Here is a 15,488-nt window from a genome sequence, read left to right on the forward strand (position 1 = left end):
CCGCTGGCGGCGCATCAATGTCCGGGCATGAATCCTTCCTGCCGTCAGACTTCCCCTGGGCTGCCCCTGACGATCGCTTTCAGAACGTCGCGCACGCCGATGGCGCCGAGAAAGCGGGAGGCTTCGTCGAACACCGCAACGGGCGCCGTTTCCGACTGGTGCATGGCCTGCATCACCGTCTTCAGCGGTGTGCCGGCGTGCGCCCAGTAGACCTTCGGCTTATTTTCCGGCAGCTTTTCCGTGTTGTCGCAGGAGACCCAGATGGCCGGCTGGCTGTCACGTTCGGCGTCCACGACCAGCATGTTCGCGTCGAACTTGAAGCGTGTCGTCTGCCGGCGGTCGAGCCACAGCCAGCCCTCGCCGGCGCCCTTGAGATCGCGCGCGTCCCGCATCACATTCCACGCCGTCAGCACGGACAGCGGATTCACATTGGCGATGAAATCGCGCACGTAGTCGTTCTGGGGCCTGAGCACGATGTCCTCCGGAGTGCCGGTCTGGACGATGCGCCCACCCTCCATGATGGAGATGCGGTTGCCGATTTTCAGCGCCTCCTCAAGGTCGTGGCTGACGAAGAGAATGGTCTTCTTCAGCCGCTCCTGCAGTTCGATCAGTTCGTCCTGCAGCTTGGTGCGGATCAGCGGGTCGAGAGCAGAGAAAGGCTCGTCCATCAGGAGGATGGGCGCCTCCGTGGCAAAGGCGCGGGCAAGGCCCACGCGCTGCTGCATGCCGCCGGAAAGCTCATGGGCGTATTTGCCCGCCCAATCCTCCAGGTGCACCAGCTCGAGCTGCGCCATCACGCGCTCCTGGCGCTCCTTCGCCGGCGCGCCCGAAAGCTCCAGCCCGAAGCCGACATTTTCCGCCACAGTGCGCCAGGGCAGAAGCGCGAACTGCTGGAACACCATGGCCACACATTCGCGGCGGATCTTCCTGAGCTCGCTCTCGGAGCAGTTCACGACGCTGGCCGACCAGTCGCCGTCGTGAACGATCACCTCGCCGCGCGCCACCTTGTTGAGCCGGTTGACGGCACGCAACAGCGTCGATTTTCCGGAGCCCGAAAGCCCCATCAAAACGGAGATCTCGCCGCGCTCGACCGCCAGGTCGCAACCGGCGCAGCCGAGCACCGCGCCGGTCTTCTCCAGGATCTCGGCGCGGCTCGCACCCGCGTCCACCATCGGCAGCGCCGCGGCGCGCTCCCGGTCGGTGCCGAAAATGATGTCGACGGCACGAAAATCGACGGCCGGTCTCATCGCTCGCCCTCCTTGCCGATGCGGGCCATGCGGTCGAGGATGATGGCCAGGACGACGATGGCGAGCCCCGCTTCAAGCCCCAGCGGGATATTGACGGAGTTCAAGGCCCGCACCACCGGCTTGCCAAGCCCGTTGGCGCCGATGAGGGCGGCGATGACCACCATCGACAGCGACAGCATGATGCACTGGGTGAGCCCCGCCATGATGGAGGGAAGTGCCGCCGGTAGCTCCACCTTCCACAGAAGCTGGCTGCGGGTCGCCCCGAAGGCCTGGCCCGCCTCCAGCATCGGCTTCGGCACCGAGGTGATGCCGAGATAGGTGAGCCGGATCGGCGCCGGCGAGGCGAAGATGACGGTGACGATGAGGCCCGGCGCGGCACCCAGGCCGAAAAGGATAAGTACCGGAATGAGATAGACGAAGGTCGGCAGGGTCTGCATGAGGTCCAGGACGGGGCGCAGGAACTGATAGACCCGCTCGCTGTGGGCTGCCCAGATGCCGACGGGAACGCCAATCGCCATGGAGGCGGCGGCCGCGGCGACGACGAGGACCAGTGTCTCCACCGTCTCCTTCCACAGGCCCTGATTGACAATGAAGAGGAGGCCGATGGCGACGCCCAGCGCCAGTTTCCACGAGCGCTGCAGGAGAAAGGCGAGGACGGCGACCGCCACCACGACCACGCTCGGCGGAAGCCATAAAAGGAAGCCGGCCATCCCGTCTAGGACGGTTGCCAGCCCGCTGGCCAGATTGTCGAAAAGCCAGGCGAAATTGGTTGTCAGAAAGTCGAAAAATTCGCGGCCCCATCTGCCGATGGGAATTTTCCAGGCCGCGATCCATTGTGTCAGGGGATCCATAGGGTTGGCGGTCTCCCGTTATCGGTGGAGGAAGCGAGGCAGGGAAGCGGGCGCTCGAGCGGCGCCCGCCACTCAACTCACATCCCCAGGTGCGCCTTGACGGCTTCCATCGCGTCGCCGCCGTCGAAGGTGGTCACGCCTTCGAGCCAGGGGCCCAGCACGTCCGGGCTCTCCTTCAGCCAGGCGGCGGCCGCGGCCTCGGGGTCCTCGCCCTCGTCAAGGATGGCACCCATGATCTCGTTTTCCATCTGCAGCGAAAAGATCATGTTCTCCAGAAGCCGTCCGAGATTGGGGCACTCTTCGGCCAGCCCCGCGCGCACGTTCGTGTGCACCGTGGCGCCGCCGTAGTTCGGACCGAACACGTCGTCACCGCCTTCCAGGTAGGCCATGTCGATATTGGCGTTCATCGGGTGCGGCTCCCAGCCAAGGAAGACCACGTGCTCCTCGCGCTGCACGGCGCGGCGCACCTGCGAGAGCATGCCGGCCTCCGAGCTTTCCACGAGCTCGAAGCCGGAGAGGCCGAAAGTATCGTTCTCGATCATGTCGAGGATCAGACGGTTGCCGTCGTTGCCCGGCTCGATGCCGTAGATCTCGCCGCCCAATTCGTCACGGAATTTAGCGATGTCGGCGAAGCTCTTGAGGCCCGCGTCATAGGTGTATTGCGGCACGGCGAGCGTGTATTTGGCACCTTCCAGGTTGGTGACGACGGTCTCTACCGAGCCGTCCGCGCGATAGGGCGCGATGTCGGCTTCCATGGTGGGCATCCAGTTGCCGAGGAAAACGTCGACGTCGCCATTCTTGAGTGAAGCGTAGGTTACCGGCACGGAGAGCACTTGCGTTTCCGGCTGATAGCCGAGCCCTTCCAGAACCGTGGAAGCCGTCGCCGTGGTAGCGGTGATGTCGGTCCAGCCGACATCGGAGAAGGTGATGGAACGGCATTCCTCCGGCTCGGCGGCAAGGGCCGTACCCGTGCAAAGGCCGACGGCCACGCCGAAGCCGGCCGCGATGCGTTTAAGGTGGGACATGACGGTTCTCCCCTGGAAAGTTTGTTTGACATAACTTTTTTGCACCAGCGCCGTTTAACCGGCTTCACTGTTTTGTTCAAACGCAAGCATCATTTGAGGCTGGCCGCAAGCGGAAAGGATGATCCCGAAGCCGCGCTGCCCCGGCCGCCGTGGCGCCATTCCGGTGGAAGACCGTCGCCGCGGCGTTTCACGAGCCCCTGATGCTGCTATCAGGCAAACGGACCGGAACGGCGAAGACGATGGCCAAGCTCTATTTCCACTACGCGACGATGAATGCCGGCAAGACCACCATGCTCCTGCAGGCCTCCTACAACTACCGGGAGCGCGGCATGTCGACCATGCTGTTCGTCGCCGGCCATTACCGCAAGGCCAGCCACTACCATAAGGACGGTGCCGGCTACATCGCCTCGCGCATCGGGCTGGAGGCGGATGCCGAGATGTTCAGCGATGGCGACGACCTCTTCGCGCGCGTAGCCGAGCATCACCGGCACACCACCACCCATTGCGTCTTCGTCGACGAGGCGCAGTTCCTGGCCGAAGAACAGGTTTGGCAGCTTGCGCGCATCGCCGACCGGCTCGACATCCCCGTCATGTGCTACGGCCTGCGCACCGATTTCCAGGGCAAGCTCTTCACCGGCTCGCGCGCGCTTCTGGCGATCGCCGACGAGCTGCGCGAGGTGCGCACCATCTGCCGCTGCGGCCGCAAGGCGACCATGGTCGTGCGGCTGGGTCCCGACGGCAAGGTGGCCAAAAAGGGCGAGCAGGTGGCCATCGGCAAGGACGTATACGTGTCGCTGTGCCGCAGGCATTGGGAGGAGGAGATGGGCCGCTGGCGGGCGGAGGACCTTATCGGCTTTGCCGGGGCGGAATAGCGGCGGGCGGCCCAGTGGCGCGATCCGGACAGAGGTACCCATCTGTCAGGGCAAATCGCCCCACCAGGTAATTTGCTTGTGAGCCGGCTTTTCCAAGCGGACGGTACTTTCCGTTTGGGTCGGACCGCCAGGTTGTGGAAGCACCGAAAAGTGCTTATCTCAACGCACTTGGCGCTTCTGAGGCGTCTCTGCGGTTTCGCCTGAGGGAGGCGCTTGGTGTCCGGTTCGATCGTCGATTTCTTTACCCGTGTATTCGCCGCGCTCGGCCGCGGCATCGGCCACCTCTTGGCGTGGCTTGCCTGGCCGTTCGTGGCGCTCGGCCGCTGGTACAAGCACCGGGGGTGGATCGTGCGCGCCGTGGTGGGCGCCGTCGTTGTCCTTTTCATCGGGCTTTACGCCTATTTCTTCTGGCAGACCCAGGTGTGGACCGGCTTCGACCGCGATTACGTTCAGGCCTATGATCTGACGAACCGAGGCGTGTCGGCCGGCGAGCCGGTGGCCGCGACCGGCGAGGAGGGACCGCGCACATGCGGCCGCTCGGCCATCGCCGACGTCGCCGCCGACCTCACCGATATCAACGTCAACCAGAACGCGTGGATTTCCTCCATGCTTCTCTACAAGCTCGGCTTCTTCGGCCTCGACTGGGACGACACGCCCTTCTTCGACAACAAGGCCTCCTTCCAGCGCGGCGTCAACCAGGCGGTGCGGCGCACCTCGGTGGAGCTGGTCGACGCGCTCGGCCGTGTGCGCGGCACCTCGCAGATCGACGGCGACCTGCAAAAGGCGCGCGAGAGCATCCAGTTCTCGGAGGACGCCTGGTATTTCGGGCTTTCCCCGTTCGGCCCGAAGACGCCGACACCAGGCTTCTACCGCACCGCGATCACCTCGCTGCGCGCCTTCAACGACCGGCTGGAGGCCTGCGACGCCGTGTTCGACGCGCGCGCCGACAATCTCATCCAGTTCCTCGACCGCATTGCCAACGATATCGGCTCCACCTCGGCTATCCTGCGTGAGCGCTCGGAGAATTATAACAGCGGCTGGTTCGACACGCGCGCCGACGACCGCTTCTGGTTCGCCTACGGCCAGCTCTACGGCTATTACGGCCTTCTTCACGCGGCACGCGCGGATTTCGAGGATGTCGTGGCGCAACGCTCGCTGGGCTCGCTGTGGGACACAACGGAGAACCAGCTCCGCGCAGCCCTTAACATCACCCCTTTCATCATCTCCAACGGCCGCGAGGCCGGCTGGATCATGCCCACGCATCTGGCGACCATGGGGTTCTATATCCTGCGGGTGCGGTCGAACCTGGTAGAGTTGAGGCAGGTGCTGGATCGGTGACAGTGAGGGAGTGGTGAGTGGTGAATAGTGCGTAGTGAGTAGGAACGGCGCTGCCGTGCTTGCGTTGCGAAGGAAACGCCTGCATTCCCGCTGCCCACTACTCACTATTCGCTACTCCCTCGCACCCTGTCGCATTTCGCGCATTATCCGCCTTTTTCGGGATGGCACGGAGCAGCCTTGCGGGCCCTTATTGCCTGAAACCGTCAGGTGTGGCAGGCACATCGCAGCCGACGGCAATCGAGGAGGAGACGCATGGCCGAGGTGAAGTCCGATATCGAAATCGCGCGCGCGGCGAGGAAGAAGCCGATCCAGGAGATCGGCGAAAGGCTCGGTATCCCGCCCGAGCACCTTTTGCCCTATGGCCATGACAAGGCGAAGATCTCGGCCGAGTTCATCGCCGGGGCGCGGGGGAATGGCGACGGCAAGCTGATCCTCGTGACGGCGATCAACCCCACGCCTGCCGGCGAAGGCAAGACGACGACCACCGTCGGCCTCGGCGACGGCCTCAACCGCATCGGCAAGAAGACCGCCGTGTGCATCCGCGAAGCCTCTCTCGGCCCTTGCTTCGGCATGAAAGGGGGAGCTGCCGGCGGCGGCTATGCGCAGGTTGTACCCATGGAGGACATGAACCTGCATTTCACCGGCGATTTCCACGCCATCACCTCGGCCCACAATCTTCTGTCCGCCCTCATCGACAACCACATTTACTGGGGCAACGCGGAGAACATCGACACCCGCCGCGTCGCCTGGCGCCGCGTCATGGACATGAACGACCGGGCACTGCGCCAGATCGTCGTCTCGCTGGGTGGCGTCGCCAACGGCTTTCCGCGCGAAACCGGCTTCGACATCACCGTCGCTTCGGAGGTGATGGCCATCCTGTGCCTTGCCACCGACTTGCATGATCTCGAAAAGCGGCTCGGCGACATCATCATCGGCTACCGCCGCGACAAGAGCCCGGTCTTCGCCCGCGATATCAAGGCGGACGGCGCAATGGCCGTGCTCCTGAAGGATGCGCTTCAGCCCAACCTCGTGCAAACGCTGGAGAACAATCCGGCCTTCGTCCACGGCGGGCCGTTCGCCAACATCGCGCATGGCTGCAACTCCGTCATGGCCACCACGACGGCCTTGAAGCTGGCCGACTACGTGGTGACGGAGGCCGGCTTCGGCGCCGACCTCGGCGCGGAAAAATTCTTCGACATCAAGTGCCGCAAGGCCGGCCTCAAGCCCTCGGCCGCCGTCATCGTCGCCACCATACGGGCACTGAAGATGAACGGCGGGGTGAAGAAGGAGGAACTGGGCGCGGAGGATGTCGAGGCGGTGACGAAGGGCTGCGCCAATCTCGGCCGCCACATCGAGAACGTGAAGCAGTTCGGCGTGCCGGCCATCGTCGCCATCAACCATTTCCATACCGACACCGAGGCGGAGATCGCGGCGGTAAAGGCGTATGTGGCGGCTGAGGGCGAGGAGGCGGTGCTGTGCCGGCACTGGGCCGAGGGCTCCGCCGGCATCGAGGAACTGGCGCGCAAGGTGGTGGCGCTCGCCGAGGGCGGCACCTCGCAATTCGCCCCGCTCTACCGCGAGGACATGCCGCTCTTCGAGAAGATCGACACCATCGTCAAGCGCATCTATCGCGGCTCGGAGGCGATCGCCGACAAATCCGTGCGCGCCCAGCTCAAACAGTGGGAGGATCAGGGCTACGGCAACTTGCCCGTCTGCATGGCGAAGACCCAGTACTCCTTCTCGACCGATCCCAACCTGCGCGGCGCGCCGACGGGGCATGTGGTGCCGGTGCGCGAGGTGCGGCTTTCAGCGGGCGCGGGCTTCATCGTCGCCATCTGCGGTGAGATCATGACCATGCCGGGCTTGCCCCGCACGCCATCGGCGGAGAAGATATTCCTTAACGAGCAAGGCTATATCGAAGGGCTGTTCTAGGGACAGCCGCAATCCAAGGGAGGCAATTCATGAATCCATCCGGCATCACCGCGCTCGTCACGGGCGGCGGTTCGGGCCTTGGCGAGGCGACGGCCAGGGCGCTGGCGGAAAGAGGCGCCAAGGTGGCGCTTGCCGATGTCGGCATGGAACAGGCGGAAAAGGTGGCCGGAGAGATCGGCGGGTTGGCGGTCAAATGCGACGTGACGAGTGCGGAGGACGGCGAGGCGGCGATTGCCGCGGTCACGGAGAAGCTCGGCAGCCCGCGCATCCTGGTCAACTGCGCCGGCATTGCCGTCGCCATGAAGACGGTGGGCAAGGAGGGACCGCATCCGCTCGACCTCTACCGCAGAGTGATCGAGGTCAACCTTATCGGTTCCTTCAACATGATCCGCCTCTTCGCCGCTCAGGCGCAGGAGCTTGAGCCCCTCGCGGGCGACGAGCGCGGCGTGATCGTCAACACGGCGTCCGTCGCCGCCTTTGACGGGCAGATCGGCCAGGCCGCCTATTCGGCCTCGAAGGGCGGCATCGTCGGCATGACGCTGCCTGTCGCGCGCGACCTCGCCCGCGCAGGCATCCGCGTGTGCACCATCGCGCCCGGCATCTTCAAGACGCCGATGCTGGCCGGTCTGCCGGAAGACGCGCAGGCATCGCTCGGGCAGCAGGTGCCCTTCCCGCCACGGCTGGGCGAGCCTTCCGAATATGCAGCGCTTGCCTGCCACATCGTGGAGAACCAGATGCTGAACGGCGAGACGATCAGGCTCGACGGCGCCATACGGATGGCGCCGCGATAGGATGGGCAGCGCCGGCGGAAGCGGCCCCCTTTCCGGCCTGACGGTTATCGAGATGGCGGGGCTTGGGCCGGTGCCGCTGGCCGGCCTGATGCTGGCGGAGATGGGCGCGGACGTGCTGCGCGTCGAGCGCAAGAACGCCGGCCGCGCCTTCCTCGACGCGCCGCGCGAATACGATCTCGAACGCCATGGCCGGAAGTTCCTGAAGCTCGATCTCAAAAGCCCGGAGGGCTGCGCGCTGCTGCTGCGGCTCGTGGTGGGTGTGGACGTGCTTCTGGAGGGGTTTCGCCCGGGCGTTATGGAACGGCTGGGAGCCGGGCCGGAGGTGGCGCTGAAGCGCAATCCACGGCTCGTCTACGGCCGCATGACCGGCTTCGGCCAGGATGGGCCGCTCAGCGCCCGCGCTGGCCACGACCTCACCTACCTCGCCTGGTCGGGCGTCCTTTCGATGATCGGGCCGAAGGGCGGCAAGCCCCTGCCGCCGCTCAACCTTGTCGGCGACTATGGCGGCGGCACCATGTTTCTCCTTACTGGTGTGCTGGCCGCCCTTTTCGAGCGGGAACGCTCGGGCAAGGGGCAGGTGGTGGACGCGGCAATGGTCGACGGGGCGTCGATGCTGTCAGCGCCCTTCTTCGGCTTCATGGCGGCGGGGTTCTGGCACGAAGGGCGCGGCCAGAACCTGCTCGACGGCGGCGCGCCGTTCTACGATACCTACGAGACGGCGGATGGCGGCCATGTCGCCGTCGCCTGCCTGGAGCCGCAGTTCTTTGCCGAATTCGCACGGCTCCTGCCGCTGGAGGGGCGGTTTGTCGAGGGGCAGTACGACCGCGCGCTGTGGCCGGAGATGCGGGCGGCCATCGCGGCGCGCTTCCGCGAGAAAAGCCGCGACGCGTGGGCGGCGCTGTTCGAGGCGACGGATGCATGCGTGGCGCCGGTGCTCTCACTGAGAGAGGCGACGGAGCATCCGTACAACCGCGCCCGGGCGGTGCATCAGACGCGGGACGGCTTCACCCGCCCTGCCCCGACGCCACGCTTCGCACGCACGCATTCGCAGCGGGCGGGACCGGCGGAGCCCGCCGTGTCGCTTTCTCGTTTCGGCATTTCCGACGAGGAGCGGAAAACCCTTGAAGCGGCAGGCGTTATCGGAGAAGGCTCCGTCTAGAAGGAGCACGGGCTATGGCGAAGGCCGATCCATTTCTTGAAACGGACGCGGAGGCGATCCGGCTGGCGAAGACGCTTCTGCGCACCGCCCGCTTCGGCGCGCTGGCCACGCTCGACGCGGACGGCGCGCCACTGGCAACGCGGGTGGCGGTTGCGACCGATATGGACGGGGCGCCGCTGATCCTCGTCTCCGCGCTGTCGGCCCACACGGCGGCACTTGCGGCGGACCCGCGCTGTTCGCTGTTGGTTGGCGAGCCCGGCAAGGGCGACCCGCTCGCCCACCCGCGCCTGACGCTGAAGGCGCGGGCGGAGAGGCTGGAGCGCGGCACGATCGGTGCGGCACATGCGGAGCGGCGGTATCTCAACCGACATCCGAAGGCGAAGCTGTATGCCGGCTTCGCGGATTTCTCCTTCTTCCGGCTGGAGCCGGAGGGCGGGCTCCTCAACGGCGGCTTCGCCCGCGCCTACAAGCTGAAGCGCGAGGAGCTTCTGGCCGAGGGCACCGTCTCGGCCGCGCTTCTGGAGATCGAGCAAAGGGCCGTCGAGCACATGAACGAGGACCACGCGGACGCGGTGGAGAACTACGCGACGGCGTTCGCCGGCGCCGAGGCGGGGAACTGGGTGCTGACGGGCATCGACCCGGAAGGCATTGACCTTGCCAAGGGCGACGAAGCGCGGCGCGTCTTCTTCGACGCCCCCCTGAAGGACGCCTCCGAGATGCGGCCGGTGCTGGTTGCGATGGCGAAGAAGGCGCGTGGCGGCTGAGGCCATGTCCCGCGAGCTCATCCCCATAGACGACCCGCAAGACCCGCGGATTTCCGCCTACCGCGATATCCGCGAGCGCGATCTCGTCGGCCGCGAGCGCCGGTTCATCGCCGAGGGCAAGGTGGTGCTGAACGTGCTCTTCTCCACCGCCCGCTTCAAAGCCGAGTCCGTGCTTCTGCGCGAGAACCGGGTGGCCGGGATGGGCGAACTCATCGACCGCGTGCCGCAGGACGTGCCGGTCTACGTGGCGGGTGGTGCGGTGATGGACGCCATTGCCGGCTTTCCCATGCATCGCGGTGTGTTGGCCATCGGCAAACGCGGAGAGGAAGCGAGTGCGGAAGCGCTTATCGCCCGCCTGCCGGAGCGGGCACTGGTCGTGGCGCTTTCGGGCATCGCCAACCACGACAACATGGGCGCGATCCTCCGCAACGCGGCTGCCTTCGGCGCCGACGCTGTGCTGATGGACGCCGACTGCTGCGACCCGCTCTACCGCAAGGCGATCCGCGTTTCGGTGGGTGCCGCGCTCAAGGTGCCCTTTGCGCGGGGCGACAGCGCTGAGGCGCTTGTCGAAGCACTCTCGGAGCACGATTTCGAGGTTCTCGCTTTAAGCCCCGGGGGGACCAGGGAGATAGACGCCGTGAAGCGGGCACCGCGCACCGCCCTCCTGCTTGGCGCGGAAGGGCCGGGACTGCCGGCAACGCTGCTCGACCGCGTGCCCTCGGTGCGCATCAGCATGCGCGAAGACTTCGACAGCCTGAACGTGGCCGCCGTATCGGCCATCGCGCTGCACCGGCTTTGGCGGGAAGAGGCGTAGAACCTGGACCATTCATCGTTTCATAGACTCGATGAAATGGTCTAACTCGTTGTTTGTCGCAACTCCGGACGGAAAACCGGTTTCCACTTTTCCTGGAACTGCTTTACTCCGCCGGCGCCGAGCCCTCGCGGAGGGTGCGGACGCGATCGGCCAAGCTTGGCGGGCGAATCTCGTCGGCGGGTGGGGCCGGCGGCGGCTCCGAAAGCGCCTTTTCGATGGGCGAGCCGGGGCCTTCGAGGGCGGCGGCCATATTCACCACTTCCGCCGCCAAGCCGGAAATCTGCTCGCGCAGGGCGTCGTCGCCCGGCCCTTCTTCTGCAGCGGCGATCGCCGCTCGCAGCTTCTTGTTCTCTCGCATCAAGGCGGCAAGCCGCGACTGCAGCCGTTCCACCTCCGATTTCCTGGCTGTAGACATCTCACCTCCTTCCCCGCCTTCCTGAGCCAGTAGGGTCGAGAGTTGCAGTGAAAGATCAGCCACCTGCATCTCCAGCCGCGCCTTTGCCTCTTCCGCGTCAACGATCGGACTCGAACCGCTGTCGCCGCCGGCGGCTTCCCTGATCTTGCGCTTCAGGCGCGCGATCTCCTTTTCCTGCCGCTCCAGCCGTTCGTCGCGCGTCGACAGGTCGGTCATCATACGCTCGAGCTTGTGCTCCAGTTCCCCGGAACGCTTGCGCGCGACGTTCAGGGCCTCCTCCACCTTGGTCTTCTCGGAGGTAGCCGCACGTCTTGCCCGGTCGGCCTCCTTGGCCTCGTTGCGCAAGCGCGTGATCGTGTCATTGAGCCGCTCGATGTCGGCTTCGCGCGCCACCAGCTCGACCTGATGGCTGCTGGCGATAAGGCTCGACTCCTCGTAGAGGCGCGAAAGCTCCTCGACCTCCGCCTTCCGCTCGGCCAGGCTCGTCTCGGCCGCCGGCAGCTTCACCGACAATGCCTTCAGCTCCGCCTCACGCTCGGAAAGCTGCCTGGCGATATCGTCGTGCCGCGCCTGCACGGCGGCCAGGGCCTCCTCGCGCGCGGCGCACTCTTCGCCAAGCCGCCTCGCTTCTTCGCGCTGGGCGTTGATCTCCACCAGATCCTGGGCGGCCTTTTTCTTGATGGCTTCCGCCTTCATCTCCAGCCGCCGCGTCGTCATGGCATACTCGGCCCTGACGGCGTCGATCTCGGCTTGCAGCTCCTCGCGCGACAGCGGCATCGAGGCTTCGATACGCTTGCGCGTGAGCACGCCCGCACGCCGCCATAGCGCCGGAGCCACCGCTAGAGCCAGCGCGGCAGCAGCGAGGAAACCGAGAATGAATGACAGAACGGTCTGAATCACAGGGCATATCCGTCGGCGATTGTCGGCCGCTACTGTGCCACGGCGGGCAGAGGCAAATCCAGTGCCCCGACGGATTTGCCGGTTTGCCCGCCAGTCCGCCTCAGAAAGGATTCCAAGTCGGCCGTTGGGTCATCTTCAAATAACCGAGATTGACGCCCAACCGGGCGCCGACGCCGGTGCGGATCGGCACGATGAGCACGGGGCCGTTCTTGAGCACGTTGAAACCCAGGCCGGCGACGAGATAGGCGGAGCCGGCAACGCCCGCATAGCGCCGATAGAGCTCGCCCACGTCGTTGAGATTGTAGACCAGAACCATGACACGCGAGCCCTGGCCGCCGAAGTCCCAGCCGATGGACGGTCCCTGCCAATAGGTCGGGTGATCGCCGGCATTCTTGGTGTAGAGCGTGCCCTCGCCGTAGGTGAGGCCGCCGATGAGGGCGCCAGATCCCTCCTCGCCCAGCACGTAGCCGTTAGGCAGCCCGTAGGTGGAAAAGACCTTTTCCACCACCGTCGCCAGGCCACCCGTGGTGGTGCCGAAGAAATTGCTTCCGGCGTCGATGATCTCGTCCATCGTATAGCCGTTCTGGGCGTGAGCGGAGGGCGCGGACAAGAGGATCGCCGCGCCCAGCATCGCCAGCGCCACGACGGCAAGGCGCGCCTTGGCGCGGCTAAAGAGGCTGGTTAGCATCGGTTTCATCTCCATTGCGAAGCGACAGCAGCTCGAGGTCCGTGCGGCTTGGCTGCCTCTTACGAAAATTGGAAGATAATCCGTAATCCTTTTTCAACCATTAAGCTGACGCCAAAAATCGGCACCGCCATGGTACGTTTAAAGGGGGTATTGCCGCGCTGGATATAGCTGCGCTTTGTTGCCGGCCAGCCCGCGATGTGTAACGACAGTTGCGTTTGTCGATATGGCGATTCGCAGGCTTGGGGCCGGTTTCGCGCGCTTGTGGTCTACCCCGAACAGATGGGTACCCATCTGTCAGGATCGCACCACCAGGGATTGGGAAATTTTGACTGGGAACGGTTCAAAGATGAATGACATTCTCTCGCTGAGTGCAACCGATCTGGCTGCGTTGCTATGCAGCCGCGTGTGCCACGACATCATCTCGCCGGTGGGGGCGATCAGCAACGGCCTGGAGCTTCTGGACGAAGGGGGCGCGGACGAGGATGCGATGCAGCTCATCCGTACCAGCGCCAGGAATGCCTCTGCGCGCCTGCAGTTCGCCCGCATCGCCTTCGGCGCGGCAGGTTCGGCGGGCATGCAGATCGACACCGGCGATGCGCAGACCGTCGCCATGGCTTTCATCCACAATGAAAAGCCGGAGCTGGAATGGATCGGCGGACGGGCGCTGTTGCCCAAGAACAAGGTGAAGCTGCTTCTGAACCTGGTCCTGGTGGCCAACACGGCCATTCCGCGCGGCGGCAAGCTGACGGTGCGGCTCGAGGATGTCGAGACGGCGCCGAAGTTCACGGTCGCCGCACACGGGCCCATGATGCGTGTACCGCCGAAATTCCTCGAACTGCATTCGGCCCAGCCGCCCGAGGAACCAATCGACGCGCACAGCGTGCAGTACTACTATACGCTGCTGCTTGCCCGCGAGACCGGCATGAGCGTCTCCATCCATGCTTCCGCCGAAGAGATCGTGCTGACGGCAAATTAGCGAACAATTTACCAAGCCCGTTTGCGACGAATTTACCAGGCTTCGTTACCATACGCTCCCGGGGGTTGCGGCCACGGCCGGTTTGAAGGGAACGGAAGGATGAAGCGCTGTTTGATCGTCGACGACTCGAGCGTGATCCGCAGGGTCGCCAAGCGCATTCTTGCCGGCCCCGATATGCTGGTCGGGGAAGCCGCCACCGCCCACGAGGCTATCGACATCTGCCGGCATGAGATGCCGGAGATCATGATCGTTGACGGCCTTTTGCCCGACATGGATTCGGCCGACCTCATCCGGCGGCTTGTGGCGCTCGATCCCGGGGCCAAGCCGCACATCGTATTGTGCATCAGCCAGTTCGACGTCGGCCGCATCATGCGCGCCAAGCGGGCCGGCGCCAGGGGGTTCATCCTGAAACCCTTCACCCGCGCCCAGCTTCTGGAAAGTTTTCGCGAGTTCGACGTGGCGGCATAGGGCGCTGCGTGTTACCGGGGTCCGGCTCGAATGCCGCCCTTCGTGCCTCCTCAATTCTGTGTCCTGTCGAAGGCCGGCCAATAAAAAACCCGGCCTAAGCCGGGTCTTTTCGGGGAACGCGCATCGCCGATCAGGCGCTTTCGCGGATTTCCTCGGGCTCGCGCAGCACATAGCCGCGGCCCCACACGGTCTCGATGTAGTTCTGGCCGCCGGATGCGGTGTCGAGCTTCTTGCGCAGCTTGCAGATGAAGACGTCGATAATCTTCAATTCCGGCTCGTCCATGCCGCCATATAGATGGTTGAGGAACATTTCCTTGGTCAGTGTAGTGCCCTTCCGCAAGGAAAGCAGCTCCAGCATCTGGTATTCCTTGCCCGTCAGATGTACGCGCTGGCCGGCGACCTCGACGGTCTTGGCGTCCAGGTTCACCACAAGGTCTCCGGTGGTGATGATCGACTGGGCGTGTCCCTTGGAGCGGCGCACGATAGCGTGGATGCGGGCAACCAGCTCGTCCTTATGGAACGGCTTGGTCATGTAATCGTCGGCACCAAAGCCGAGCCCCCTTACCTTGTCCTCGATGCCGGCCATGCCCGACAGGATGAGGATCGGCGTCTTGACCTTGGAAAGGCGCAGCGTCCTGAGCACCTCGTAACCCGACATGTCGGGCAGATTGAGGTCGAGAAGGATTATGTCGTAGTCGTAAAGCTTGCCGAGATCGACGCCCTCCTCGCCGAGGTCGGTCGTATAGACGTTGAAGCTTTCCGATTTCAGCATCAATTCGATGCTTTGTGCGGTCGCACTATCGTCTTCAATCAGCAGAACGCGCATTTCCTGTCCCCTTTCCGCCGCCGAACCGGGTCTGGCAGACATCCGGGCACCGCAGCAGTGATGCCTTGAATCGGAAGCTGCCATTTAATGGTTAACAAAATCTGATTCGTCCTTGCAAGTGCTAAGATCGCCTTTCAGCTTTCCCAGTCACACTGTTGAATCCAAATACGGAATCGCGCCTGCCCATTTTCCTGCTCCAGCCGCCTTCTCACATCGAACGCGGAACCCGGAAGGCGGGCGATGAACCCTTGATCCCGTGCGCGTCTTTACCGCGCCTTAAGTCCTGCGCCTTATGATTAACAACGCCCGTAAACGAATGGTTACCGTCGGCCGCGATTCTTAGGGTTTTGTTTTCCAAGATCGGCGGGATCGGGGCTGATGGGCATAAAAGACACGACGTTGGCCGGTGACGGATTTGCAGT

General features: G+C 64.6%; 15 protein-coding genes. 9 read left to right on the forward strand and 6 right to left on the reverse strand.

Features of this window, described 5'->3' with window-relative positions; genetic code table 11:
* Window positions 1-44 precede the first annotated feature (44 nt).
* The 3 genes from choV to GPJ75_RS13385 form a co-directional block, all read right to left on the reverse strand.
* A complete protein-coding gene (gene choV / locus GPJ75_RS13375) occupies window positions 45-1,247 on the reverse strand; it encodes a choline ABC transporter ATP-binding protein (RefSeq protein WP_163268834.1) in 1,203 nt (400 codons plus the stop codon).
* Window positions 1,244-2,098 carry a choline ABC transporter permease subunit gene (choW, locus tag GPJ75_RS13380; RefSeq protein ID WP_163268835.1) on the reverse strand — a complete coding sequence of 285 codons (855 nt, stop codon included), beginning with the start codon at window positions 2,096-2,098 and terminating at the stop codon, window positions 1,244-1,246. Before choW ends, choV begins: the two co-directional genes overlap by 4 nt.
* 77 nt (window positions 2,099-2,175) lie before the next feature.
* Entirely contained in the window at window positions 2,176-3,123 is a 948-nt protein-coding gene (locus GPJ75_RS13385; RefSeq protein WP_163268836.1) for a choline ABC transporter substrate-binding protein, read from the reverse strand.
* A gap of 239 nt (window positions 3,124-3,362) precedes the next feature.
* Here GPJ75_RS13385 and GPJ75_RS13390 point away from each other — a divergent pair, with 239 nt between their 5' ends.
* The 7 genes from GPJ75_RS13390 to GPJ75_RS13420 all read left to right on the forward strand — a co-directional run bounded on the left by GPJ75_RS13390 (window position 3,363) and on the right by GPJ75_RS13420 (window position 10,793).
* Entirely contained in the window at window positions 3,363-3,995 is a 633-nt protein-coding gene (locus tag GPJ75_RS13390; protein ID WP_163268971.1) for a thymidine kinase, read from the forward strand.
* 216 nt (window positions 3,996-4,211) lie between these two features.
* Window positions 4,212-5,333, forward strand: a complete 1,122-nt coding sequence (locus tag GPJ75_RS13395) for a DUF2333 family protein (protein ID WP_163268837.1) — start codon at window positions 4,212-4,214, stop codon at window positions 5,331-5,333.
* A 252-nt stretch (window positions 5,334-5,585) separates the two neighbouring features.
* The gene (locus GPJ75_RS13400) at window positions 5,586-7,265 is read left to right on the forward strand and encodes a formate--tetrahydrofolate ligase (RefSeq protein WP_163268838.1); all 1,680 of its coding nucleotides are present in this window, start codon (window positions 5,586-5,588) and stop codon (window positions 7,263-7,265) included.
* Window positions 7,266-7,294: 29 nt separating this feature from the next.
* Window positions 7,295-8,056, forward strand: coding sequence for a 3-hydroxyacyl-CoA dehydrogenase (locus GPJ75_RS13405; protein WP_163268839.1), 762 nt, complete (start codon window positions 7,295-7,297; stop codon window positions 8,054-8,056).
* Between the two features lies 1 nt (window position 8,057).
* Complete coding sequence (locus GPJ75_RS13410; protein ID WP_163268840.1) at window positions 8,058-9,215, forward strand: CaiB/BaiF CoA transferase family protein; 1,158 nt, start codon at window positions 8,058-8,060, stop codon at window positions 9,213-9,215.
* A gap of 14 nt (window positions 9,216-9,229) precedes the next feature.
* A complete protein-coding gene (locus tag GPJ75_RS13415) occupies window positions 9,230-9,979 on the forward strand; it encodes a HugZ family pyridoxamine 5'-phosphate oxidase (RefSeq protein ID WP_163268841.1) in 750 nt (249 codons plus the stop codon).
* A 4-nt stretch (window positions 9,980-9,983) separates the two neighbouring features.
* Window positions 9,984-10,793 carry a TrmH family RNA methyltransferase gene (locus tag GPJ75_RS13420; RefSeq protein WP_163268842.1) on the forward strand — a complete coding sequence of 270 codons (810 nt, stop codon included), beginning with the start codon at window positions 9,984-9,986 and terminating at the stop codon, window positions 10,791-10,793.
* Between the two features lie 103 nt (window positions 10,794-10,896).
* Here GPJ75_RS13420 and GPJ75_RS13425 read toward each other — a convergent pair whose 3' ends face one another.
* Window positions 10,897-12,108, reverse strand: coding sequence for a coiled-coil domain-containing protein (locus GPJ75_RS13425; RefSeq protein ID WP_163268843.1), 1,212 nt, complete (start codon window positions 12,106-12,108; stop codon window positions 10,897-10,899).
* Window positions 12,109-12,208: 100 nt separating this feature from the next.
* On the reverse strand, window positions 12,209-12,739 hold the full coding sequence (locus GPJ75_RS13430) for a DUF1134 domain-containing protein (RefSeq protein WP_425483157.1): 531 nt from the start codon (window positions 12,737-12,739) through the stop codon (window positions 12,209-12,211).
* A gap of 403 nt (window positions 12,740-13,142) precedes the next feature.
* On the opposite strand from GPJ75_RS13430, the gene chpT reads away from it, so the two are divergent.
* Together chpT and GPJ75_RS13440 are read left to right on the forward strand one after the other, a co-directional pair.
* A complete protein-coding gene (gene chpT, locus GPJ75_RS13435; RefSeq protein WP_163268845.1) occupies window positions 13,143-13,772 on the forward strand; it encodes a histidine phosphotransferase ChpT in 630 nt (209 codons plus the stop codon).
* A 99-nt stretch (window positions 13,773-13,871) separates the two neighbouring features.
* On the forward strand, window positions 13,872-14,240 hold the full coding sequence (locus tag GPJ75_RS13440; RefSeq protein WP_163268846.1) for a response regulator: 369 nt from the start codon (window positions 13,872-13,874) through the stop codon (window positions 14,238-14,240).
* 130 nt (window positions 14,241-14,370) lie between these two features.
* Here GPJ75_RS13440 and ctrA read toward each other — a convergent pair whose 3' ends face one another.
* Window positions 14,371-15,066, reverse strand: a complete 696-nt coding sequence (ctrA, locus tag GPJ75_RS13445) for a response regulator transcription factor CtrA (RefSeq protein WP_159587121.1) — start codon at window positions 15,064-15,066, stop codon at window positions 14,371-14,373.
* Between the last annotated feature and the right edge of the window lie 422 nt (window positions 15,067-15,488).

This window comes from Chelativorans alearensis (assembly GCF_010993735.1).
Lineage (GTDB): Bacteria > Pseudomonadota > Alphaproteobacteria > Rhizobiales > Rhizobiaceae > Chelativorans > Chelativorans alearense.